Below are 23606 nucleotides of genomic sequence, written 5' to 3'. Positions count from 1 at the left end.
GGGAATGCAGGCCACTTGTTGAGAGCAGCGCATGCGCTGCCGGCTTCTCCTCACTGAAGATTCAGAACTTGTAGGTCACGTAGACGAAAGGAATGATCGGGTCCAAGGTCAGGCGGGTCTGCGAGCTCGCCACCTTTTTGCCATTGACCGTGGTGGTCAGCTTGGCATCGGTCTTCATCGGCACATAGGACACCGAGAAGGTCACGCCCCAGTTCTTGTCGATGGCGTAGTTGGCACCAATGTTGAAGACCGGCGCCCACTGGCTGTCGATCTTGGCGGTGGTTTTGGAGGCGCCGGGAGGCGCACCGATGAATTGGCCCAGGCTGTTTTGCAGACCGCTGCTCAGCCGCACATTGCGGAACTGCGAATAGGTCACGCCCAGGCCCAGCGAGACGCGGAACTTGTCATCAGCATTGCCAAAGAAATACTTGCCCAGCAACGAAGGTGCATACAGGCGCGCATTGCCCAGCTCACCAATGGGGGCCAAGGAACCGGCGCCGTTGAGCTTGAGGCGTGGCGGAATGCCCAGCACGCCTTCCACGGCCCAGTTGTCGGTCAGGAAGTAGTGCACGTTCAAGCCCAAGGTCGTGGCGCTCTTGAGATCAGCACCCGAGTTAGGAATCTGTCGCTCAAAGGGCTCCGTGAAGGTCAGCGGCTTGCTCTTGTCCTGGGGCGAATAGTTGAGCGCTCCGCCGCCTATCACCCAGTCGCCCGCCTTTTGTGCGTAGGCGCTGCTTGCGAGCAAGGCGGTGGCCGCCAGCCACATCCATTTTTTGGCTTGTTTCATTGCTTTGTCTCCTTGGGTTGCTGTTTGAACGATCGTCAAATCTGGCTTGTCTCAGGACAGAGCATAGGAAGACCGACAGGCCATGTCGACAGGGTAAGCGCTGAATTTCAGCAAAAAAAGCACACTCGTTCTAATTTGTGCGGACCTGGGGAAAACGCAGATGGGAAAGGGCGGGAGTTTGTTGTAGAAGCACGCCTTTTTTAGAGGTGCGCCGAGGGATGTGCTACCCCCAAACGCCTTCACACTGATCTCAACCCTTAATGAAAAGCTGCTTGGATCAACGATCGGTTTCGTGCTGCACCTGCAGTGCAAAGTCCTGCATGGAGCCCTCGTAGGGCTGGTTGTTGGCATCGAGTAGGGGATTGCGAATCGATGGCGAGCGAAGGGCTTGCTCGATCAACGCGTGCAGACGCACCACCACCTGGGAGGGCGTGCCCGGAGGGGCGAAGAGCCCGAACAAGGAATCCAGGTTCGCGGATGGGTAACCCAGTTCAGCGAGGGTCGGCACCTCTGGGAGCACGGGCAGTCGCAGCGGTGCACCTACCGCCAAGGCCTTGAAGCGCCCGTCACGCAAGGCGCTGAGCTGGCTCGGTGCGACGTTGGTCGACAATAGCTCGAAGTGGCCACCGAGCGCATCCGTCAATTGCTGCCCGCCCCCCTTGTACGGAACATGGGTGATGCGCACGCCCGCGCGTTGGCTCACGCGTTGCAGCACGGTGTGCCCCGTTGTGCCTTCGCCTGTCGTCGCCCAGCGCAGCATGCCAGGGTGCTTGCGCGCCTCTTCGATCATGTCGGCGAAAGTAGCTGCTTCGAGCGCGGAGGTGCCCACCAAGAGCAGCGGCGTGCGCATGACACCCGCCACGGGCTGCACCGGCAATGGCGCGGTGGCCGCTGAAGTTGGGTCACGCCGCGCAGCTGCGTGGCGCACCAGGCCCACTGCAGCGGCGGCGGTTAAGACCAGTGTTTGGCCATCGGGCGGACTGCGTTGCAAGAGTTCCAGCGCCAAGGTCCCACTCGCTCCGGGCCGGTTCTCGACGATCACCGGCACCTTGCGCTGATTGAACATCTCTTTGGCCAAGGCGCGCGCCACCAGATCGCTCACACCGCCGGGTGGATAGGCCACCAGAATCTTGAGACCAGCGCCTGGCCTTCTCGGGGCGGCCTGTCCTTCCGGGATCACAAGCGATGCGCCCATCAAGCCGCTCAGGAGCATGTCCCTTCGCGACCATCGTTGGGCGTTTGCCGGGATCAGCTTGTGCCATTCGGACATAGGTTTACCTGCTTTTGGAACCATGGCGCTTGGCCAGCTTCTTGGCCAAGGCGATCACCGTTCCTAGAGGGCCATCGCAGTCATGCGCGCGGTACACCAAAGTCAACGGCGCCCATAGATCGAGGGACGGATCGAGCGAGCGATACACCACGGCATGGCGATGCGATCCTTTGATCGACGCCGGAACAATGGACAAGCCCACGCCTGCCGCAACCAGGTTCACATTGGTCATCATGCGCTCGACTTCGGCGGCCACTTCCACATGGACATGGCGTTGCGCACACAGTGCCAGCAGATTGGCATACAGGCCCGGCGCACCAGGCCTGCGCACCAGCACCAGTTTCTCGCCATCGAGCTCATCGAGCATGACGGGCTGGGTGCTGTTGTGCGCCAATCGATGGTCCACCGGAATGGCCAGCAGCGCTTCTTCCTGGAGCAGGGGCTCGAACGCCAATCCATCGGGGTGAGCCACCGGCACGCGCAAAAATCCGCAATGCAGACGTTGCGCAGCGACGGCTTCGGTGATCTCAGCGGCGTTGTTCTCGCTGACGCTCAGCAGGATGTCGGGGTGCGATTTGCGGCAGGTGCGCAGCACTTCCGGGGTGAAGGCATGGGCCGCGGCCGAGCTGGTGAATCCTATGCGCAGATGGCCCCGCTCACCACGCGCAAAAGCCTCGATGCGCTGCTGCATGGCGCCAAAGTCGCCCAGCAGCCGCTCGGCTTCGGCGCGCAACTCATGGCCCAGATCGGTGAGATCCACGCCTTTGGGATGGCGACGAAACAGCGCACTGCCCAGCTCATTCTCCAGCGCCAAAATCTGCTGCGACAACGGCGGCTGCTGGATGCCCAGGCGCTCTGCGGCACGCGTGATATGGCCGCATTCGGCCACCGCAAGAAAATACCGGAGATGACGCAATTCCATATATTTAAAAAGTATGCAGTTGATATCTTAGAAATCTTTGAAATATTTCGCAAGCCGACCAAGAATAGGGAAGCCCTCGCAAACCTACCGCTGGTCCGCCAGCCTTGCGGAGAGCCTCACCCATAAAAACGCTTGATAGGAGACAACCCATGCGATCACACTTTCCCAAACTCGGCCTGCCCCTGCTGGCGCTGCTGGCGCTCAGCGGCTGCGGCGACGGATCCTTGGTGTTGCGAGGGCCTTCCACGTCCGACGAGGCGGCGCCGGTGTTGGCCACCTGCCCTGCCGATGTGCCCAGCGATGCGAAATGCCTGTCCGGCCGCGACTCCAAGGGCGCGTTCTACATGATGGCAGTGCCCGCGAAGTGGAATGGCATCTTGGTGATGCATGCGCATGGAGGCCCCGATCTCGCCGCCCCCGATCTGGACCGCTCCATGGAAGACCTGACCCGCTGGTCCATCATGGTGAAGTCAGGCTACGCATGGGCGGGCTCCTCCTACCGCCAGGGCGGGGTGGAAGTGCGCGCCGCCGCCGAAGACACGGAACGTCTGCGCGGCATCTTCCGCAAGCATGTGGCGATCCCCAGCAAGACCATCTTGCATGGCCAGTCATGGGGGGCTGGCGTGGCAGCCAAGGGCGCGGAGATGTTCACGGCAGATACCGTGGGCGAGCGTCCCTACGATGGCGTTTTGCTCACCAGCGGCGTGCTGGGCGGGGGCACACGTTCCTACGATTTCCGGCTCGACCTGCGCGTGGTCTACCAGTACCTGTGTGGCAACCATCCACGGTCCAGCGAACAGCCCTACGCGCTCAACCTCGGCCTGCCCGCCAATGTCACGATGAAGCAGGCGGATGTGGCGCTGCGCGTGAACGAATGCCTGGCGCTCAACAAGCCCGCTGCCGAGCGCACACCCGAGCAGAAGGCCAAAATCCAGACCATCGTCAATGTGATCAAGATTCCTGAGAGTGCCATCCAGTCGCACATGAACTGGGCGACCATGCATTTCCAGGATATCTCGGCCAAGCGCACCGGCGGCGACAGCCCTTTTGGCAATGAAGGAGCCATCTACACCGGATCTGCCGACGATGCGGCCTTGAACGCAGGCGTGCTGCGCTACAAGGCCCATCCCGCCGCCTACCAGAAGTTCGCCACCGACACCGATCCGGTAGGCAAGATTCCTGTGCCGGTGCTGTCCACCAAATGGATCAGTGACCCGACTGCGTTTGTGGAGCTCGATTCTCGTTTCCGCGAGGTGATGCAAGAAGGCGGCAGTGGGGGTCGTCTGGTGCAGACCTTCACGACCAATGGCACCCACAGCTTCATCAGCGATCCCAGCTATCCCGCGCTGATGGACGCGCTGCTGCAGTGGGTGAACACCGGCACAAAGCCCACGCCTTCCGGTATCGCCAGTGCCTGCCTGGCCCTGGAAGCGACCTACGGCAAGGGCTGCAGCTTTGATGCGAGCTACACGTCACCAGCCCTGTCCACACGCGTCGTGCCGCGTCAACGTCCGCAGTAGTGCCTGCTTGCGTTGGCACCAGTGGTTGGGTTCCATGCCAACTTTACCCCCGGGACATCGCTAGGAGCGACGGCAAGCAGCTAATGTTTTTTGCACTGGTCAAAGCGGAGGCCGGTGCAAAGGCAGTGGATGGGGGCGCCGGCATGGATGCGGCTGCACGTGCTTTGCGAGGGTTTGGCAAACGATGCGATAGGAGCGCCAGTTCTGCCAACAATGAGAGCGGACAAGACGCTCATGCGTTTAGTCGCTGGGTGTGCCGGATGGGCGCTGCTTGAACATTCGGTTGATCCGGATGCTCAGCCCCCACGCCATGGCTGCGAATATGGTGCTGCCCGTGATAGAGCCCAAAGAGCGGCCGGAAAAGGAGGGGCTGAAAAGCGACCGGTGAACGGTGCTGGCGAGCGTGCGATCCGCAGGGGCGACCCAGGACATGCCCGCTGTGGATTGGTGGACTGAACAGAAGACATACAGCAAGGCGCAGCAAACCAAGCCACCCAACGCGCAGTGCTGTGCGACTTTGGCGAGGTGAGCAGACTTCCATCCGTATGCGATCAGCGGCAGCACCCACAGGGCAATGCCCGGCTGCACATAGCGTTTGAGGGTATCCAGCCCTGGCTGGTAGGCATCCGAAAGTGACGCGGTGGCAGCATGGAAGTACACACCCGCGGCGTAGGCCAGCATGAACGAGAAGGTGGCCATGACTTTCAAATGCTGCCATGGCGATAGAGGGCGGTTGTCGGGGCGCATGCGCGGATTATCAAAGCGCGCATGCGGATGAGGATGAGGATGAAGCCAGTGTGAACTCGAAACACTGCGCGCCGGGCCGTGTTCCTTCGCTGCGTTTCAGCCTTGCGCTGCCCGCACACACACCAGCGCATCCACCTGGTCCAGCAGCATCTGCAGATGGCGCTCTCGCAGCGCATCACCGAGCAGATCGACCTGCAGCAGGCTGCGCCAGGTGGCGGCGTGGTCGATGCGAAAGCCGCTGAGCGCGGAGATCAGGTAGTGCACATCGGTGGCGGTGATGTCGGGCTTGAACAGGCCCTGGGCCACGCCGCGTTCCAGGATGCGCTCCAGGGGGGTGAGGGCCGCGCGCCGCAGGGGCTCGGTGTTGGAGATCTGGCCCAGCATTTCGCCGCCCTGAAAGTTCTCCTGCAGCACCAGGCGGGTGAAGGCCTGGTTGTTGGCGTGGTAGTCAAAGCTTTTCTGGGCCAGCGCATGCAGGGCTTGCAAGGGCTCCAAAGCGTCGAGGTTCAGGCTTTCTTCGGAGGCCCGGATATCGGTGTAGCTTTGCTCGATAACGGCCAGGTACACATCCTTCTTGTTGCCGAAATAGTAGTACAGCATGCGCTTGGCGCAGCCGGCCTTGGCGGCAATGCGCTCCAGGCGGGCGCCGTCATAGCCGTAGTTGGCAAACTCGGTCTTGCCCGCATCCAGCAGGGCCTGGCGCATGCCGGCCGATGTGGCGGGGTCTTGGGGGGTTGGCTCTTGCTGGCCTTGCTGCTTGCTCACTGCAGGATCTCCGTGGACACAAGCGGGCAAGCGTACCATGTGCGCCGCAGCGCTGCAGGCCTGGCGGAACTCGCCAAGGGCCGGGCACAAAAAAGCCATGGCCTGCAAAGGCGGGCCATGGCGCGGAGCGGGTCAACGGGCATTGCGACCCGTTCGGGCTTACTGGCTCTTGCCGGGCAAGGCGTAGGCAATCACATAGTCACCACGGTCGGGCGACTGGCGCGCGCCGCCGGCCGAGATCAGCACATACTGCTTGCCGGTCTTGGGCGATTGGTAGGTCATCGGGCCGCCCTGGCTGCCTACGGGCAGGCGGCTTTTCCAGATCTCCTGGCCATTGGCTGTGTTCCAGGCGCGCAGGTAGTAATCCTGCGTGCCGGCAAAGAACACCAGACCGCCCTGGGTGGCCAGGCTGCCGCCCAAGGTGGGCAGGCCCACGGGCAGGGGCATGCGCATCTTGATGCCCATGGGGCCGGTGTCCTGCACGGTGCCCACGGGCACTTGCCAAACCACTTGCTGGGTCTTCATGTCGATGGCCGAGAGCGTGCCAAAAGGGGGCTTTTGGCAAGGGATGCCCAGCGGCGACATAAAGCGGTCCTTGATGACGGCATAAGGCGTGCCGCCCAGCGGTACCTGGCCCATGCCGGTGTTGGGCTGCTCGCCACCATCGGACAGCGCGGCCTTGGGCTTTTGCGGCATCATCTGCACCCACAGGCCCAGGCGCATGTCGTTGACAAAGATCAGGTGGTTGTTCGGGTCGGCCGAGATACCGCCCCAGTTCATGCCGCCCAGCGAGCCGGGGAAGCTCAGCGACACATCGGTAGACGGTGCGGTGAACAGGCCTTCATAGCGCATCGATTTGAACTTGATGCGGCAGATCAGCTGGTCCAGCGGCGTGGCGCCCCACATGTCCGCTTCGGTCAGGGTTTGGGTGCCCATCTGCGGCATGCCGACGGACACGCGCTGGGTCGCGGCATATTTCTCGCCAGGAATGCCTGCGGGCTTGACCGGCACGTCGTCCACCTGGGTCAGCGGCTGGCCACTTTGGCGGTCCAGCACAAAGATCTGGCCAGCCTTGGTGCCCACCACCAGTGCGGGCGTGCTGCTGCCATCTTTCTTCGGAAAGTCGATCAAGGTGGGGGCCATCGGAATATCAAAATCCCAGAGGTCGTTGTGCACGGTTTGGTAGACCCATTTCTCCTGGCCGCTGGAGGCGTCGAGCGCCAGGACCGAGGCGCCGTACTTCAGATCGGCTGCGGAGCGGGGCACGCCATACAGATCGACCGAGGGCGAGCCCATGGGCAGGTAGACGGTGTTGGAGCTGGGGTCGTAGGTGGTGCCGGCCCATACATTGGCGGACGAGCGGGTGTAGGTGGCGCCGGGGGCCAGCACCTCGTTGGGCGTGTTGGAGCCCGCATCGAAGGCCCAGCGCTGTGCGCCGGTCACCACATCAAAGCCGCGGATCACGCCGCCCGGCATGTCGACCTGGACGTTGTCGGCCACACGGCCACCCACCACGATGGTGGTGCCGGCCACGGTGGGGGCCGATGTCAGGGTGTAGTAGGCCGGGTTGGCGATGGCGCCCAGGCCTTGCTTCAGATCCACAATGCCCTGGTTGCCAAAGCCGGCGCAGAGCTCGCCGTTGTCGGCATTGATCGCAAACAGGCGCGCGTCGATGGTGTTCATCACAATGCGGCGCTGGCACTGGTCGCCAGCGGGCAAAGCCACGGGCTGCACGGGTGACGAGCCCGCCACCTGCGGCACCGGCAGCGGCGCATTGGCGTCAAAGTAGGCCAGGCCCCGGCAGCGTTCCCAGACACCACCCACATGCGAGTTGGTGTCGTGGCGCCACAGCTGCTTGCCGGTATCGGCATCCAGCGCAATCACGTTGTTGCTGGGCGTGCAGACAAAGACCTTGTCACCCACTTGCAAGGGGGTTGTCTGGTCCTCGGCACCGGCGCCGGTGGATTTGGGGACATCGCCGGTGCGGAAGGTCCAGGCCACTTGCAGCTGGTTGACGTTGTCCACATTGATCTGGTCCAGCGCCGCAAAGCGGTCGTTGTTGCTGCCGTTGCCGTAGTGGCTCCAGTCCTTTTGCACGCTGGCGGCATCTACCGGCTTGCGGCTGATGGCGGCCTGGTTCTGCACCTCGGGGTGGATCTGGAACATGGAGGCAAAGCTCACCAGACCCACGAGCAGCAGCGCCCCTGCCAAAGCCAGCGGGCCTTTGCTATTGCGCGCGCGGGGGCTGCCAGCTTGCAGCAGCGGCAGGCAGGCGCTGACCACGGCGGCGCCAAAGGTCATCGCCAGCAGGCGCGAGACCAGGCTCCAGTAGTCCAGCCCCACTTCCGCCAAGGCCCACAGCACCGTGGCCGCAAACGTAGCCAGGTACAGCCAGGCGCCAGAGCGGCGGCCGCGCAGCACCTGCACGCCCGACAGCAGCAGGCCCAGGCCTGCCAGCAAAAAGTACCAGCTGCCGCCCAGGCTGATGAGCTTGCCGCCGCCAAGCAAGAAGGCCAGGCCGGCGATGGCCAGCACTGCCCCCAGTACCCCGAGCAGCAGTCGCACGGCCAGTGACGGTGCACGCGCTTGTTGTGTCATATCGATCCTCGAATCTGTCTTGGGCCTGGCAGGCGCAGGAGCCCTCTGCACAAGGCCCAGGATGGGGCGTTGTGCAGAGGGCCCGAAGCAGTCACTGCTACAGACCTTGTCTTGTGTGAGAAAAAATGTCCATTGTGGTGAGAAATAAAGTCCATCGCTGCCTGATGTGTACCGGACATTTCAATAATTTCTGAAATAAATAGCCGCTGAGTCGCCTCTTGCGGGCGCAAATGCAGGTGTGAAGGGCGCGGAAACGGCGAAGATTTAAGCGCTGAAATGCTGCTTCATCAGCGGCTTCAGAATGCCGTGCACGGCCTTGACCAGGCGGTTGTGCGGCCGCGCTGCCGGTGTGGCCAGCACGATGCGGTTGCGGATCACCGGGTGGCTGACCTGGGCGGTGTATACCGGCGCGCTGCCCGGCCAGGTTTTGACGGCGCTGGCGGGCACGACCGAGCAGCCCACATTACGGGCCACCAAGGACAGCACCATCTTGATCGAATCGACCTCGGCGACGATGCGCAGCGGCAGCTGCTGGTCCTCCACCGCGTCGTCAAAAATCATGCGCAGCGCCTGGGGGCGGCTGGGCAGCACCAGCGGGTAGTCCACCAGCTGGGCGACCTTCACCCGCTCGGGCAAGGGGCGGGTGCTGATCAGCACCAGGGGCTCGCGTGCCAGTGGCTCGGTCAACAGCTGGGCGGTGTGGCTGGGGTCAAACAGCACGGCCACATCGAGCCGGTCGGCCAGCAGCCATTCGCGCAACCGAATGCTCAGGCTCTCTTCGACAATGATCGAGGCATCCGGGCAGGCCTGCAAAAACTGCTGCACCACATCAGGCGTGACCAGGCTGGCCACCAAAGGCGGCAAACCCAGGCGCACCTTGCCGCGCGGGCTTTGCAGGCGCTCGGCCATGTCAGCCTTGGCGGCATCGACGGCCGCGCTGATGCTGCGCCCATGGGCCAGCATGGCCTTGCCCGATTCGGTTAAGCGCACGCCCCGGCCATGGCGCTCCAGCAGCGGCTGGCCCAGCTCGGCCTCCAGCAGTTGCACCTGGCGGCTCAAGGTGGGCTGGGTCAGGCTGAGGGCGGCGGCGGCCTTGCTGTAGCTCTGGGCCTGGGCCACGGCCATGAAGTACTGCAAACGCACAAAATCCATGCATCACCTCTATATCTGATATTGGGATTTTATAGGTGATTAAAAAACTGGCAGTTTCACAATGCGCTCAAGACGACTCTTTGATGGCCTTGCATGAACGCCCCGACCCCCCACCTCCAGCAACCCGTACAGACCTATATGCGGGCGCCCTCCAAGCCCAGCCTGGTGCTGCCCGCTGGCAGCTGCGATAGCCATGTGCATGTGTTTGGCCCGGTGAATGCCTTCCCCTATGCGGAGCCGCGCAGCTTCACCCCCGCCGATGCCGGCAAGGAGACCTTGTTTGCGCTGCACCGCCACTTGGGCATCAGCCGCTGCGTGATCGTGCAATCGGCCTGCCATGGCTATGACAACCGCGTGGTCGAGGATGCGATTGCGCACGGCGGCGGCCACTACCTGGGCGTGGCCCTGGTGCCGCTGTCGGTAACGCGTGCCGAGCTGCAGCGCCTGGCGGCAGCGGGCTTTCGGGCGATCCGCTTTAACTTTATGAAGCACCTGAACACCGGCGCCTCGGTCGAAGACGTGGTGGTCCTGACCCCGATGCTGGCCGACCTGGGCATGCACCTGCAGATCCATTTTGAAAGCGCGCTGATCCACAGCCTGGGCCCTGTGCTGCCGCAATCGGCCTGCCCGGTGGTGATCGACCATATGGGCCGTGTCGATGCCACGCTGGGCAGCGAAGGCGCAGATTTTCAGGCGCTGTTGCGGCTTCTGGAGCAGCCGCTGTTCTACGTCAAGGTCAGCGGTATCGACCGCATCGATGCGACCCCGCCTTACCTGCACGGCATCGCGCGTGCGCAGGAGCTGGTGGCCCATGTGCCGGACCGGGTGCTCTGGGGCAGCGACTGGCCGCACCCCAACCACACGCACATCCCTGACGACGGTGTGCTGGTCGATGCGCTGGCGCAGTTCAGCCCCAACCCGGCGCATCTGCAGGCCCTGCTGGTGGACAACCCCCAGCGCCTGTACCGCTTCCCAGCCTGAGACATTCGCAAGGAAAAAAGCATGGCGATTTTTGATGCCAACACCCCCGTCAACCCGCATGGCCGGCTGGCCGGCAAGGTGGTCTATATCACCGGTGCCGGGGCGGCTGGCGCGGGCTGGGGCAATGGCCGCGCGACGGCGATCCGCTTTGCGCAGGAAGGCGCGCTGGTGTTTGGCGTGGACCGCAATGCCGACGCACTGCGCGAGACCGAAGCCAGTATCCGCAGCGCGGGCGGCCAGTTTGTGGCGGGCCATTGCGATGTGATGGATGCGGCCTCGATCGCGGCATCGGTGCAGGCCTGCCAGACGGCGCTCGGACGCATCGATGTGCTGGTCAACAACGTGGGCGGCTCGGCCAAAGGCGGGCCGGTCGAGATGGACGAAGCGGTCTGGGATGCCCAGCTGGACTACAACCTCAAAAGCGTGTTTCTGTGCTGCAAGGCGGTGCTGCCGCTGATGCAGGCGCAGGGAGCCGGCAGCATCGTGAATATCTCATCGACCTCGGGCATGCGCTGGACCGGTGCGGCGCAGATTGCTTATGCATCGAGCAAGGCCGCGGTGATCCAGTTCTCCAAGGTGCTGGCCGTGCAGTATGCGCCGCACAGCATCCGCGTGAACACCGTCGTGCCCGGCCAGTTGCACACGCCCATGGTGGAGACCCGTCTGGCCGGCCAGCGCGCCGGTGGCGATGTCGAGGCCCTGCTGGCCCAGCGCCAGGCGCGTATTCCGCTGCCCTTTATGGGCGATGGGCGCGACACCGCCAACGCGGCGCTGTTTTTGGCCTGTGATGAATCACGCTTTGTGACGGGCACCGAGATTGTGGTGGACGGCGGTATGACCGTGCGCTGCGGATAAAGCAAGATTATTGAAGGAGACAACGATGAGATTCCAAGCCTTTCCCGCAGCCCGCCAGTGGCTGCACGCTGCCGTGCTGGGCACCGCGCTGGGTTGCGCCAGCAGCGCCATGGCGCAAAGCGAGATGACGCGCCTGCTGGTGGCTTTTCCGCCCGGGGGGCCGGTGGACTTTATTGCGCGCAGCATGTCGCAGCAGCTGGCCAAGGAATTGGGCCACCCGGTGATTGTGGAAAACAAGCCGGGAGCCAATGGCGCGATTGCCGCTGACAGCGTGATCCGCTCCGCACCCGATGGCAAGACCCTGTGGCTCACCAGCGTGGGCGCGGTGGCCATCAACCCCGCCCTCTACCCCAAGCTGAACTACAAGCCCACCAGCGACCTGGTGCCCGTGTCGCTGGTGGTCAACAACGTGGAGATCATGGTGGTCAACGCGCAGACCAGCTTCAAGGACGCCAAAGACTTTGTGCAGGCCGCCAGCCAGCGCAAGGACAAGCCGATGACCATGGCCTCGTCGGGCACCGGCAGCGTGCCGCACCTGGCAGCCATCCAGCTCAATGAATCGGCTGGCCTCAATTTGATGCATGTGCCCTACAAGGGCGCGGCCCCCGCCATTACCGACCTGATGGCCGGCCATGTCGATGGCTTCTTTGGTGATATTCCCGGCCTGGTGGGCGCCATCGACAGTGGCAAGTTCCGGCCCGTGGGCATTGCCGCTGCCAAGCGCAGCGCCCGCTACCCGAACGTGCCGACCTTTGACGAGCTGGGCTACAAAGGTGTGGACTCGAACAACTGGTACGCCGTGTTTGCGCCCAAGGGCACCAGCGCCCCGGTGGCCGCCGCTTTGAGCCGCGCCATCCATGCGGCCTTGCATGCGCCCGATGTGCAGCGCAAGATCGAGGCCTCGGGTGCCGAGGTGGTGGGATCCAGCCCTGAGGCCCTGGCCCAGCAGCTGGCGGCCGATACCGACAAGTGGACCGCCATCATCCGCCGCAACCGCATCACCCCCGATTGAGATTGAAAGACTGCCATGCGCATTGAAGCGATTGAGCCAGGCACCCGCAGTGCGCTGGCGGAGTTGGAGCAACAGATACGCGCCGAGCGCGGCCGCATCTCGCCGCTCTACCAGGTGTTGCTGCACAGCCCCGCCATTGCCAAAGGCTGGGAGCAGATGCTGTCCGCCGTGCGCAACTACAGCAGCATCGATGCGGGGCTGCGCGAGCTGGTCATCTTGCGGGTGGCCATGCTCAACCAGGCTGCGTATGAGTTCGATGCCCATGTGCCCCATGCGCTCAAAGCCGGTGTGTCGCAGGCCGCGATTGATGCGACGCGCGATACCCGCAGCACTGCCAGCCCGGCATGGGATGCGCTGCAGCAGCTGGCCATTGCGGTCACCGATGCGCTCACCCGCGATCTGCAGGTGCCCGAGCCGCTGTTTGCACAGGTGGCCGCCCGCTTCAATGCGCAAGAACAGGTGGAGCTGTTTGCCACCATTGGCGCCTACAACATGGTGTCGCGCTTCTTGAACGCTTTTGAGATTGGCCACTGATGCCGACACTGCTTATCGACAGCCTGCTGCTGCGCTGCACGCCAGCGGCGCATGAAACCGGCACTGCGCTGGCGCAGGCCGCGTTGGCGCTGCTGCGCCAGGACTTTGCTGTCTTGCACCTTGACCTGCGCCTGGTGCGAGTCGCCCAGCAGCCGCAGGGCGTGGCTTATCTGTACTTCCAGCTCGGCAGCCCGCAGCCGTTGAGCGCCGAGCAAACGGCGCAGGCCGAGCGCCGTTTGCAGGGCGCGGGCATGGCCGGCCTGGCGGCTTGCGAACTATCACGCCTGCAGCTGGTGATGCACTGTATCGGTCCGTCCAACGGCGAGGCCACGCCCGTGCACTACGCTGTGGAGATGGACCCCGAAGCGGGTTGGCAGGACGACCTGTTTGCCTGGTATGACCAGGAGCATCTGCCCGGCCTGGCCGCCGTGGCTGGCACCGCCCAGGCCTTTCGCTACCTGAACCTGGACCACGGCCCGCTGTCCTTGGCCTGCTATGACCTGGTGAATGCCGAGGTAATGGGCTGCCCGGCCTGGTTGGCGGTGCGGGGTACAGACTGGAGCGCGCGCGTGCGGCCCCATTTCACCAACACGCGGCGCACGATGTTTGATGCGCAGCCGCTGGTGAAGGCGATAAGCTAGGCGCCGGCCACTGGTGAGCAGAGTTCCACCAGCGTGCCATCCGGGCAGCGCACATAGGCCACCACCTGGCCCCAGGGCTTGGTGGTGGGTGCGGCGAGCGCCGTAGCGCCGGCCGCCAACGCGCTGGCATAGGCCAGGGCCACATCGCTGCTGACCAGCGCAATCTCTACCCCCAGCGGCTGGGCCGATTCGGACGCGGCCACATGGCCGCCGCTGAAGTTGGCATGGCCCAGCGCATGGTCGGCAAAGGCCAGGGTGGTGGCGCCGGTGTCCAGCTCACCGTAGCTGCCCGAGGGGTGCAGAAAACGGGTGGCGATGCCAAAGGCCTGCGAGAAAAAAGCCAGCGATGCCGCGACATCGGGCACATAGACGATGGTGTAGCCAAACTGCAGTGCTTGCATGGTGAGCGCCTTTTTTAGAAAAGATTCTGAGACCGCACCCGCTGGCCATGCAGCGCTTGTGGATCGCCCGAGACCGCGTGCACAGACCAAGGCCGGGAGTTTTGCAGAGAGCCCTTTGAACAGGTTCTTAGCGGCTGGTGCAGGCCTTGCAGGTTTGCAAGGCCAGGCGGTGCAGCGCCTGCCAGCCATTGGCCGGCCATTCGGGCACCTTCAGGCCCTTGACGATGCCATCGACCGCATGGGCCGAGTGCAGCAGTCGGGCGACGGTGGCATCGCTGATGCGGGGCAGCACGCGCTCAAAATGGCGCTCCTTGTTGCCCCAGACCCGGTTCTCGCGCAGGGCCATCGGCATGGGCCGGCCGTTGCGCAGGGCATCCTTGACCCGCTTCATCGCGCGGATGTCTTCGGCCAGCGCCCAGTGCACCAGCACCTCGGCCTCGCCCTCGGCCTGCAGGCCGTTGAGCATGCGCTCGGTGCGCAGCACCTGGCCGGAGAGCACGGCGTCCGAGAGCTTGAACACGTCGTAGCGGGCAACATTCAGCACCGCTTGCTCAACCTGCTCAAAGCCCAGCTCACCGGCTGGGTAGAGCAGGCCGAGCTTTTGAATTTCCTGGTGGGCAGCGAGCAGGTTGCCCTCGACCCGGTCGGCAAAAAAGGCCAGGGTGCGCTGGCCTTCTTCACCGGCTTTGACATGCTGCTCCTGCCGCTGCAGGCGCTGGGCAATCCAGGCGGGCAGGGCGGCGCGCTCGATGCTGTCGACCTGCAGAGTGATGCCGTTGGCGTCCAGCGCCGCGAACCAGGCGCCCGTCTTGGTGGCCTTGTCCAGGCGCGGCAGGATGACGATGGTCAAGGTGCTGTCGTTGTCCACGCTGCTGCTGACCAGCTGCTGCAGCGCCGTGCTGCCATCCTTGCCGGGCTTGCCGCTGGGGATGCGCACTTCAATGATCTGCTTGTCGGCAAACAGGCTCAGGCTGCCGCCCGCCGCCAGCACCGCGCTCCAGTCGAAATGGGCACCGGCGACGGTAAAGCTGTTGCGCTCGGTGTAGCCGTTGGCGCGTGCGCTGGCGCGGATGGCGTCCACGGCCTCTTGCACCAGCAGGGCCTCATCGCCATACACGGTGTACAGGGACCGAAGCCCCTTGCCCAACTGGGCAGTCAACTGGTTCAACGGCACTTGCATGCTTGATCGCGCTTCCAGCGCTGCGTTGCCGCAGTGCTTGTCATTCAGTGGGGGTGACGGTCTTGACGATGGCCAGGCGCCGCACAATCTGCTGAACGATGTCGGTCTGCATATTGCGGTAGAGCATCTCTTCTTCGTTGGCCTTCGAGAGCGCGTAGGTTTCCACGTAGCTGATTTCGCGGTACTGCATCAGCTCGGAATCGGGCACATAGATGCCGCCCTTGGCGTCGCGCACCCGAAAGCGCGTGATCAGGCGGATCTGCAGCTCGCGCACTTCGCCGGCGGCGTTGCGCGAGACCACGACCCGCTCGCGGCGCTGGCCCAGGTCATCAAAGATGGCCTCGGCCTGCGTGGCCTCACCGGGGTTGCGCAGCACCTGCAGGCTGCCAGCCGCCTCCAGGTGGCGTTGCAGCTCTTTGAGGAAAGCGGAATTGGCGCTGCCGTTCAAATACAGCGATTTGAAGGCGAAATCCACCGATCCGCGCAGTTTGAAGCCGCATGCCGCCAGCAGCGGCACGCTTGCCAGGGCAGTAAGCAGCGTGCGTTTTTGCATGGCGCTTAGACTACCACGTTCACCAGGCGGCCCGGCACGATGATGACTTTCTTGGGCACCGCGCCATTGGCGATTTTGTGGAAGTCTTCATTGGCCAAAGCTGCCGCTTCAATGGTGGCTTTGTCAGCACCGGCGGCCACGATGATGGAGCCGCGCAGCTTGCCGTTGACCTGCAGCATCAGCTCGATCTCGTCTTGCACCAGCGCCTGGGCATCAACCTCGGGCCAGGCGGCGTCCAGCAGGCCGCCGAGCGCTTGCTGGTAGTCCAGCGTGTCCCACAGCACTTGCGTGAGGTGGGGGGTGGCCGGGTAGAGCGCGCGCAGCAAAATGCCAAAGCCCTCGACCAGCGCGGCGCGGCCGCCTTCGCTGTCCACGGCCTTGAAGTCTTCCAGCGCGTTGATCATCTTCATCGCGCCCGAGACCACGGTGTTGTACTGCATGCGGCTGTAGTCATAGGCCACTTGCTTGAGCACGGTGTGGATCTCCAGGCGCAGGGCCTTGGCTTCCTTGCCAAAATCGGCGTTTGCGGCGCTGGCCGCTTGCGCACGGGCGGCGTCAAACTCAGGCGCATGCAGCTTGCTGCCAAAGTTGTAGACGCGGCGCAGGAAGCGGTAGCTGCCTTCGACGGCCGACTCGTTCCACTCCAAGGTCAGCTCGGGCGGCGCGGTGAACATGGTGTACAGGCGCGCGGTATCGGCGCCGTACTTCTCGATCAGGTCCTGCGGGTCAACGCCGTTGTTCTTGGACTTGGACATGGTCGTCATCTCGTAATCGAGTGTCGACCCATCGGCTTTGAGCGTGCCACCAATCACTACACCGTTGTCATTGGTGATGACATCGACTTCATGCTCCCAGTAGTACGCCTTGGCGCCTGTGGGCAGCTTTTGCGAGAACGCGCCGCGCAATACCATGCCCTGCGTCAGCAGCTTGGTAAATGGCTCATCGAACTTGACCAGGCCCAGGTCGCGCATGACCTTGGTCCAAAAGCGTGCGTACAGCAGGTGCAGGATCGCGTGTTCAATGCCACCGATGTACTGGTCCATGGGCATCCAGTAATCGGCGCCGTCAGCCACCATCTTCTCGCTGTTCTTGGCATCGCAATAGCGCATGAAGTACCAGGACGAGTCCACAAAGGTGTCCATGGTGTCGGTCTCGCGGCGGGCCGGCTTGCCGCAGCAGGGGCAGACCACGCCGGCGTGGAAGGCTTCGCTCTTGATCAGCGGGTTGCCCGAGCCATCGGGCACCAGGTCTTGCGGCAGAACGACCGGCAGGTCCTTCTCAGGCACGGGCTGGGCGCCACAGTCTTCGCAGTGGATGATCGGGATGGGGGTGCCCCAGTAGCGCTGGCGGCTCACGCCCCAATCGCGCAGACGCCAGGTGGTTTTCAGCTCGCCCAGGCCCTTGGCTTCAAGTGCCTTGGCCACCGCTTGCACGCCATCCTTGTAGTGCAGGCCATTGAAGTCGCCGGACTGCATGAGCACGCCGCGTTCCTTGTCGCCGTACCAGTCCTGCCATTGCTGGCTGTCGTAGGCGCCTTCACCTTCGACGGCCACCACTTGCTGGATTGGCAGGCCGTACTTGTTGGCAAACGCAAAGTCGCGCTCGTCGTGGGCGGGCACGCCCATCACGGCGCCATCGCCATAGCTCATCAGCACATAGTTGCCGATCCATACCTCCACCTGCGCACCGGTGATGGGGTGGGTGACGAACAGGCCCGTGGGCTTGCCTTCCTTTTCCTTGACGGCGAGTTCGGCCTCGGTGGTGCCGCCCTTTTTGCATTCTTCGATGAAGGCTGCCAGCTCCGGCTTGGACGCCGCTGCCTGCGTGGCCAGCGGGTGCTCGGGCGCCACGGCGCAGAAGGTCACGCCCATGATGGTGTCGGCGCGCGTGGTGAAGACATACATCTTGCCGTCACCGATGAGCGCGCCATCGGCACCCTGGATGCCGTGCGTGAACGCAAAGCGCACACCAGCGCTCTTGCCGATCCAGTTTTCCTGCATCAGGCGCACCTTGTCGGGCCAGCCGGTCAGGGTCGCCTTGTCATTGCCCATCTGCACATGGTCCAGCAGCTCTTGCGCGTACTGGGTGATGGCCAGGTAGTAGCCCGGGATCTCGCGCTTTTCCACCAGCGCGCCGGTGCGCCAGCCTCGGCCGTCGATCACCTGCTCGTTGGCCAGCACGGTCTGGTCGACAGGGTCCCAGTTCACGGTCTGGGTCTTGCGGTAGGCGATGCCCTTGTCCAGCATCTTGAGGAACAGCCACTGGTTCCACTTGTAGTAGTCGGGGTCGCAGGTCGCCACTTCACGGCTCCAGTCGATCGCCAGACCCATCGCCTGCATCTGCTTTTTCATGTAGGCGATGTTGTCGTAGGTCCACTGCGCAGGCGGCACGCTGTTCTTGATCGCGGCGTTCTCTGCCGGCAGACCAAAGGCATCCCAGCCCATGGGCATCAGCACGTTGTAGCCCTGCATGCGCAGCTGGCGCGTGAGCATGTCGTTGATGGTGTAGTTGCGCACATGGCCCATGTGCAGCTTGCCGCTAGGGTAGGGCAGCATGGAGCAGGCGTAGAACTTTTTCTTGCCCGCGTCCTCGGACACGCGGTAGGCATCTTGGGCTTGCCACTGGCTTTGCGCGGCGGCTTCTACGTCGGAGTGGTTGTATTTTTCTTGCATGGAACTGGTCAGGAAAAAGCGGCCGCCCACGGGCTTTCCGGGGCGAGGTCATTTGGGCAAAGATTGTAGGCCCATCGCCATTGCCCGTGAACGGCGAGTGCCGCAGCCTGGGGTGCGGTTTTACGCCTTATGTAAAAATAAATGAATATTGCCTTGTCGATAGCAAATATCGTCACCGTCTGCGCTCCTTAGTGCAGTGCCGGCGTTCTTCGCCTTCCGTCTTTGAAAGGACTTTGCCTCGTGACTTGGGATACCCTGGACCAATTCGAACCCTGGATGCAGACCGCCGCTGGCCTTGTGGCCCTGGTGCTGCTGGCCTATGCACTGCGTCTGGCCGTGCGCATGGCGCTGCTGCAGGTGGTGCCGCGCTTTCGCTCCAACCTGAGCGCAGCTTGGCTGCGCACCTTGCTCGACAACCGCATTTTGGTGAGCATGGCGCAGATCGTGCCCTCCCTGGTGGTTCAGACCGGCATTGCCGCCGTACCGCACCTGCCGCTTGTCGCCAGCACGGTGATCCGCAATGTGGCCATTGCCATCACGGCACTGCAGGTGGCACGCCTGCTCTGCGCGGTGATGGACAGCATCCAGGAAGCCAATGAGAGCCAGCTGGAGGCCGAGCAAAGCACGCGTTCGGTCAAAAGCTATGTGCAGCTGGGCAAGATGCTGGTGATGGTGGTCGCGGGAATCGTGATGGTGGCGACCTTGATCGACCGCTCCCCGCTCATTCTGCTGAGCGGTCTGGGTGCCATGTCGGCGGTGCTGATGCTGGTGTTCAAGGACACCATCCTGTCGTTTACCGCCGGTGTGCAACTGGCCAGCAACGACATTCTGCGCGTGGGCGATTGGCTGGAGATGAACCAGGTCGGTGCCGATGGTGCTGTGGTGGACATGGCGCTCAACACCGTCAAGGTCCGCAACTGGGACAACACCATCACCACCATTCCCACCTGGCGGCTGATGAGCGACAGCTTCAAGAACTGGCGCGGCATGTCGGAGTCCGGCGGCCGCCGCATCAAGCGGCCCTTGTGCATCGATACCACCTCGGTGCGCTTTCTGACCCGCGCTGAAATCACCGAGCTGAGCCAGATCGCCGTGCTGCGCCCTTACCTGCAGGGCAAGCTCGCAGAGATCACCGCCTACAACCAGGATTTCTCGGCCAAGGCCCCGGACATGGCCGATGAGATCGTCAACCTGCGCCAGCTCACCAATATCGGCACCTACCGCGCCTACTGCAATGCCTATCTGCAGGCCCACCCCAAGCTGCGCAAGGACATGACCTTGATGGCTCGTGCGATGGAGCCCACCAACCAGGGCTCGCCGCTGGAGATCTATGCCTTTACCGATACCACCGCCTGGCTGGAGTACGAGGAGATCCAGGGCGATATTTTTGACCACCTGATCGCCATCCTGCCGGAGTTTGGCCTGCGCGTGTTCCAGGTGCCCTCGGGCAATGACATGCAAGTGGCCCTGCGCCAGCACGAAGTGCAGGCACTGCAGCGTTGATCTGCGGGTGCCAGCCCGGCGGGCCGGTGTTCGCGGCCCCCGTTTAGCGGCGCGAAGCTTGCGCAGGTGCTGGCGCTACGGCCTGCGGCAGGGGCTCGGGTTCCACGGCCACAGGCTGCGTTGCCTCATCGGCCACCGGCGCTTCGCTATCGGCGCTTGTCGCGTCAGGCGCTGCAATACGGGCGCTGGTGGCCAGCGGGCTGTCCCAGATGGATGCGCCCGGCAGGGGTAGCACCGGCTGGCCATCGGCATCGGCCAGACCCACCAGCAGCGCGCGGCCATCGGGCAGCACGCGGAAGTCGCCATAGCGGGTCTGCTCAAAATGCCGGCCCTGGCCTTCGGGGAAAAAGTAGGCATCGGTGACCAGCACCCACTGGCCCTTGAGCCGTTTAAGCGGCAAAGCCACCTCGCCCTTTTTCAGCGTGTCCGTATCTTTCAGCAAGGTGTCGATGGTGGCCACGCCTTGCTCGTCGATGCTGGCGCGCACCAGCTGGCTGGGGCTGACGATGTCCTTGAGCTTTTCGCGCATCTCAAAGGGCAGTGCAAAGTTGAGCGCCATGTAGTCGCCCTGCATCAACGAGCGCGGGTCCACCGGAATCAGCGGCACGAGGATGCGCTGGCCCTGGGCAATCACCTGCTCCTTGCCGCGAACATCCCAGTTCACCAGGCCCAGGGCCAGCAGTGCGCCGACCAGCAGGCCAACCCATTGCAGCCGGCGCACGGGCACGGCATGAAGACCGTCGGCCGCGCCAGCGGCGTGCACATCCGCCGTGCGCCGCAAAGCCCAGAGACAGGCCAACAGCACGGCGCCTGCCAAGGCCAACCCCAGGCCCTTGGCCGCGAGTGACCAGCCCAGGTGATAGTAGAACTGGCCCAGGGCGACCAGCGCCAGCAGCGCGCACAGCACCGCAATGCGCCAGCGCGCGGCCAGCAAGGCGCCCGCAGCCACCAGGCCTACGACGGCCAGACCGGTGCTGAACCAGGCTGCCACCGCCAGCAGGGCACCCGCCAGCAGCACGCTGCGCTCGCCATGGCGCTCGGTGCTGCCCCGCGCGCGCCATTGCTGGGCCAGCATCCAGGTCGACAAAGCCACCACCACGACGGCCAGTCCGCGCCCCGCTGGGAAGGCCCAGGTGATGATGTCGCCACTGTGCTCCCAGAAGATCGCGCGGGCGACGTAACCCGAGGCGAAGTTGCTGATCAGCACGCCGACGATGGCGGCATCGGCAAAGGCGGCCCAGCGCGGCTGGGACCAGCGCTGCGCAGGCGCTGCCAGGCGCGCGGGTTCGCCACGCAGCCACAGGCACCAGAGCAGGGCGGGGATCAGGGCATCGAGCTGCAGCGCCAGCAAGCCCGGCAGCCAGGACTGCAGCGCCATCAGGCTGACCACCACGGCCATGCCCCAACCCAGGCCCATCAACGACTGCATCCAGCGCATCTGTGCCAGTGCCGCGCCCAGCATCAGCACCAGCGCCGATACTGCGCCAATCAGCAGCAGACCCAGGCGGGAGTCGGCCACATCGCCCAGGTTGACCAACACCAACAGGCCACCGGTGCACCACAGCACCAGGGCCACACAGTTCATGAATGCATGGCGGGCCTTGTGCAGCACACCACCGGCAACTGCCAAAAACACCAGGCCGAGTACCACGCCGCCGGGGCCCAACAAAAAGCGTTCGCCCAGCGACAGGGCCAGGAACACGGCCAGCGGCACCAGGCTGGCAATGGCCCCCAGCATGGCGAGGGCCAGCACCAAGACCGAGGGCTCTTGCAAATCAGGGGCGGGTGCATCGCCGTGGACCAGGCCTTGCTGGCGCGCCGGGGCCCACCAGGCGGGCGCAGAATGCAGGAATGACAAAGGACGGTTGGCCATCACAGCACCTCCTGGCTATTGCGCTGCTGGGCATGCAGGTAGTGCTGCGCGGTAATCAAAGCTTTGACCGAGCCGCCCAGGCAGACCATCACCACCACGGCAAAGGCCAGCAAGGCCTCGGTTTCATGCCACTCGAATATCCAGCGGGCAATCAAAGACAGCACCAGCACATTGGCTGCCAAGGTGGCCAGGCAGGTGCAGATAAAGTCGCGAAAACGGCTGAACAGCGACAGCAGCAGGCTGGCGGCGACCAAGGCACCACTGAGCAAGAACGCCACCATCATTTGGCGCGTGGCATGGTCAAACAACTGCACGGTGGCGATGGCCGACCAGGCCGCCAAGGCCAGGCCCAGCGCCAGGCGGTGTGACCACCATCCCATGCCGCCGCGCACCCGCAAGGCGGGCACGGCGTAGACCAGCATCGGCACCAGCGCCAAGGCCAGCCAGAGCGCCAGGCGCAGCATCAGCTGCGCAAAGCTGTCGCGGTCGGCGAGCAGCACCTGCCACAGGTCGAGCTTGCCAGTCCAGAAGACGATGGCGGCGGCGACGATCAGCACCCAGACACACCACAGCAGATCGCTGGCGGCCAGTGCCACCCAGATCAGCGCCAGCGCGGCCCAGGCAGCAAACAGCTGCCAGGCGTCGGCCCCGGTCTGGTAGGTCTGGCCCACATAGGCCAGCAGGCCGCCCAGCACCAAGGTGGCGCACAGCAGGGCCGCCAGCCGCAGGCGTGGCCACAGGCAGGCGGCCAGTACGGACAGCGCCAGCGTGCCTTCGATCAGGCCGAGCTTGAACCAGCGCGATTGATTCTGCCAGTTGGCCGCCACCCAGAAGATGAGCCCGCTGGCGACCAAGAGGGCGGCCACCAGCAGCAGGCCGGCGCGCAGCTTGCGGGCCAGGCCATCCGGCGTGCCTGCAGAGACGACCAGTGCATAAAGCGGTGCTATGCGCGGGTCGCCGGGCGCCGACTCGGCGCTGACCTGGTACAGGGTGGAGTCCATCCGTTATTCCTCGTTGGTGGGCCGGCCTGCACGGTGGTGCAGCGCTGGCGGGGTGCGGACGCCCATTGCGGCCAGCACACAGCCAGCAATATAACCAAACAGAAACTTGCCAGGCCAGGTGCTGGGGCGGGTAGCTTCAAACGATACTGTCAGGCCTGGTCAGGCGAGACCGGGCTGGGGGCGTCAGCGTCCTGATGCGGTCTGGGGCTGTGCCACAAAGCCCATGCGGGTGAGGCCTGCGGTCTGCGCCGCATCCATCAACTCCACCGCACGCGCATAGGGCAGGCTTTGGTCGATGGACAGCTGCACCTCCGTCTGCGGGGTGCGCTCTGCCTGCTGCTTGAGCAAGGCCTTGAGGGCGTCCATGTCGGTGGCTTGGCCATCGGCAAACAGCTGGCCCTGGGCATTGATTTGCACGGCAATCGCTGCGGGCGGGTTGGCGCGGGTGGCGCTGGCGGCCTGGGGCAGGTCGAGGCGGATGGACGCGGCTAGCAAGGGCGCGGCCATGATGAAGATCACCAGCAGCACCAGCATCACATCCACCAGCGGCGTCACATTGATGGCGCTGATGGGCTGGCTGGCCGGGGTTTTGTTAAAGCGTCCGAATGCCATGGCTGGGTCAGTTGCCGTGCGGGCTGC

21 protein-coding genes are annotated in these 23606 nt (G+C 64.1%); 7 read left to right on the top strand and 14 right to left on the bottom strand.

Annotated elements, in window-relative coordinates:
- Window positions 1–61: 61 nt before the first annotated feature.
- From M2375_RS21280 to M2375_RS21270, 3 genes are all read right to left on the bottom strand, one after another.
- Window positions 62–787: an OmpW family protein gene (locus M2375_RS21280; RefSeq protein WP_259170256.1), complete on the bottom strand. Its 726-nt coding sequence runs from the start codon at window positions 785–787 to the stop codon at window positions 62–64.
- 277 nt (window positions 788–1064) lie between these two features.
- Window positions 1065–1982 carry a tripartite tricarboxylate transporter substrate binding protein gene (locus M2375_RS21275; protein WP_259170255.1) on the bottom strand — a complete coding sequence of 306 codons (918 nt, stop codon included), beginning with the start codon at window positions 1980–1982 and terminating at the stop codon, window positions 1065–1067.
- A gap of 79 nt (window positions 1983–2061) precedes the next feature.
- The gene (locus tag M2375_RS21270) at window positions 2062–2979 is read right to left on the bottom strand and encodes a LysR family transcriptional regulator (RefSeq protein ID WP_259170254.1); all 918 of its coding nucleotides are present in this window, start codon (window positions 2977–2979) and stop codon (window positions 2062–2064) included.
- Between the two features lie 149 nt (window positions 2980–3128).
- Between M2375_RS21270 and M2375_RS21265 the strand changes: the two genes are divergently transcribed.
- Window positions 3129–4499, top strand: a complete 1371-nt coding sequence (locus M2375_RS21265) for a hypothetical protein (protein ID WP_259170253.1) — start codon at window positions 3129–3131, stop codon at window positions 4497–4499.
- Window positions 4500–4739: 240 nt separating this feature from the next.
- Here the strand turns inward: M2375_RS21265 and M2375_RS21260 are convergent, their stop codons facing one another.
- The 4 genes from M2375_RS21260 to M2375_RS21245 all read right to left on the bottom strand — a co-directional run bounded on the left by M2375_RS21260 (window position 4740) and on the right by M2375_RS21245 (window position 9761).
- Window positions 4740–5246 carry a hypothetical protein gene (locus M2375_RS21260; protein WP_259170252.1) on the bottom strand — a complete coding sequence of 169 codons (507 nt, stop codon included), beginning with the start codon at window positions 5244–5246 and terminating at the stop codon, window positions 4740–4742.
- A gap of 96 nt (window positions 5247–5342) precedes the next feature.
- The gene (locus M2375_RS21255; protein WP_259170251.1) at window positions 5343–6011 is read right to left on the bottom strand and encodes a TetR family transcriptional regulator; all 669 of its coding nucleotides are present in this window, start codon (window positions 6009–6011) and stop codon (window positions 5343–5345) included.
- 159 nt (window positions 6012–6170) lie between these two features.
- Window positions 6171–8609 (bottom strand): membrane-bound PQQ-dependent dehydrogenase, glucose/quinate/shikimate family, encoded by a 2439-nt coding sequence (locus tag M2375_RS21250; protein WP_259170250.1) that lies wholly within the window; start codon window positions 8607–8609, stop codon window positions 6171–6173.
- A gap of 264 nt (window positions 8610–8873) precedes the next feature.
- Entirely contained in the window at window positions 8874–9761 is an 888-nt protein-coding gene (locus M2375_RS21245) for a LysR family transcriptional regulator (protein WP_259170249.1), read from the bottom strand.
- A gap of 93 nt (window positions 9762–9854) precedes the next feature.
- Here M2375_RS21245 and M2375_RS21240 point away from each other — a divergent pair, with 93 nt between their 5' ends.
- From M2375_RS21240 to M2375_RS21220, 5 genes are read left to right on the top strand one after another with little or no spacing between them, the layout of a single operon-like run.
- The gene (locus M2375_RS21240; RefSeq protein ID WP_259170248.1) at window positions 9855–10742 is read left to right on the top strand and encodes an amidohydrolase; all 888 of its coding nucleotides are present in this window, start codon (window positions 9855–9857) and stop codon (window positions 10740–10742) included.
- A gap of 21 nt (window positions 10743–10763) precedes the next feature.
- A complete protein-coding gene (locus M2375_RS21235) occupies window positions 10764–11597 on the top strand; it encodes an SDR family NAD(P)-dependent oxidoreductase (protein ID WP_259170247.1) in 834 nt (277 codons plus the stop codon).
- A 25-nt stretch (window positions 11598–11622) separates the two neighbouring features.
- Entirely contained in the window at window positions 11623–12609 is a 987-nt protein-coding gene (locus tag M2375_RS21230) for a tripartite tricarboxylate transporter substrate binding protein (RefSeq protein ID WP_259170246.1), read from the top strand.
- 15 nt (window positions 12610–12624) lie between these two features.
- A complete protein-coding gene (locus M2375_RS21225; RefSeq protein WP_259170245.1) occupies window positions 12625–13143 on the top strand; it encodes a carboxymuconolactone decarboxylase family protein in 519 nt (172 codons plus the stop codon).
- Entirely contained in the window at window positions 13143–13784 is a 642-nt protein-coding gene (locus M2375_RS21220; protein ID WP_259170244.1) for a hypothetical protein, read from the top strand. Before M2375_RS21225 ends, M2375_RS21220 begins: the two co-directional genes overlap by 1 nt.
- On the opposite strand, the gene M2375_RS21215 is transcribed toward M2375_RS21220, so the two are convergent.
- The 4 genes from M2375_RS21215 to leuS all read right to left on the bottom strand — a co-directional run bounded on the left by M2375_RS21215 (window position 13781) and on the right by leuS (window position 18590).
- Window positions 13781–14176, bottom strand: coding sequence for a VOC family protein (locus M2375_RS21215; RefSeq protein WP_259170302.1), 396 nt, complete (start codon window positions 14174–14176; stop codon window positions 13781–13783). The two genes, M2375_RS21220 and M2375_RS21215, sit on opposite strands and share 4 nt — an antisense overlap.
- 136 nt (window positions 14177–14312) lie before the next feature.
- Window positions 14313–15365 carry a DNA polymerase III subunit delta gene (gene holA, locus M2375_RS21210; protein ID WP_259170243.1) on the bottom strand — a complete coding sequence of 351 codons (1053 nt, stop codon included), beginning with the start codon at window positions 15363–15365 and terminating at the stop codon, window positions 14313–14315.
- Between the two features lie 40 nt (window positions 15366–15405).
- Window positions 15406–15918: an LPS assembly lipoprotein LptE gene (lptE, locus tag M2375_RS21205; protein ID WP_259170242.1), complete on the bottom strand. Its 513-nt coding sequence runs from the start codon at window positions 15916–15918 to the stop codon at window positions 15406–15408.
- 5 nt (window positions 15919–15923) lie between these two features.
- Window positions 15924–18590, bottom strand: a complete 2667-nt coding sequence (gene leuS / locus M2375_RS21200; RefSeq protein WP_259170241.1) for a leucine--tRNA ligase — start codon at window positions 18588–18590, stop codon at window positions 15924–15926.
- Window positions 18591–18866: 276 nt separating this feature from the next.
- Between leuS and M2375_RS21195 the strand changes: the two genes are divergently transcribed.
- The gene (locus M2375_RS21195; RefSeq protein ID WP_404979363.1) at window positions 18867–20093 is read left to right on the top strand and encodes a mechanosensitive ion channel family protein; all 1227 of its coding nucleotides are present in this window, start codon (window positions 18867–18869) and stop codon (window positions 20091–20093) included.
- A 43-nt stretch (window positions 20094–20136) separates the two neighbouring features.
- On the opposite strand, the gene M2375_RS21190 is transcribed toward M2375_RS21195, so the two are convergent.
- The 3 genes from M2375_RS21190 to M2375_RS21180 form a co-directional block, all read right to left on the bottom strand.
- Window positions 20137–21966: a GDYXXLXY domain-containing protein gene (locus M2375_RS21190; RefSeq protein WP_259170239.1), complete on the bottom strand. Its 1830-nt coding sequence runs from the start codon at window positions 21964–21966 to the stop codon at window positions 20137–20139.
- Window positions 21966–22967 (bottom strand): DUF2157 domain-containing protein, encoded by a 1002-nt coding sequence (locus M2375_RS21185; protein WP_259170238.1) that lies wholly within the window; start codon window positions 22965–22967, stop codon window positions 21966–21968. Before M2375_RS21185 ends, M2375_RS21190 begins: the two co-directional genes overlap by 1 nt.
- Before the next feature lie 183 nt (window positions 22968–23150).
- Complete coding sequence (locus tag M2375_RS21180) at window positions 23151–23579, bottom strand: biopolymer transporter ExbD (protein ID WP_259170237.1); 429 nt, start codon at window positions 23577–23579, stop codon at window positions 23151–23153.
- Between the last annotated feature and the right edge of the window lie 27 nt (window positions 23580–23606).

Source organism: Comamonas sp. BIGb0152, from assembly GCF_024809975.1.
Classification (GTDB): domain Bacteria; phylum Pseudomonadota; class Gammaproteobacteria; order Burkholderiales; family Burkholderiaceae_C; genus Comamonas.
Note: the sequence above shows the minus strand (reverse complement) of the source record. Positions and strands in the feature narration are given on the sequence as shown.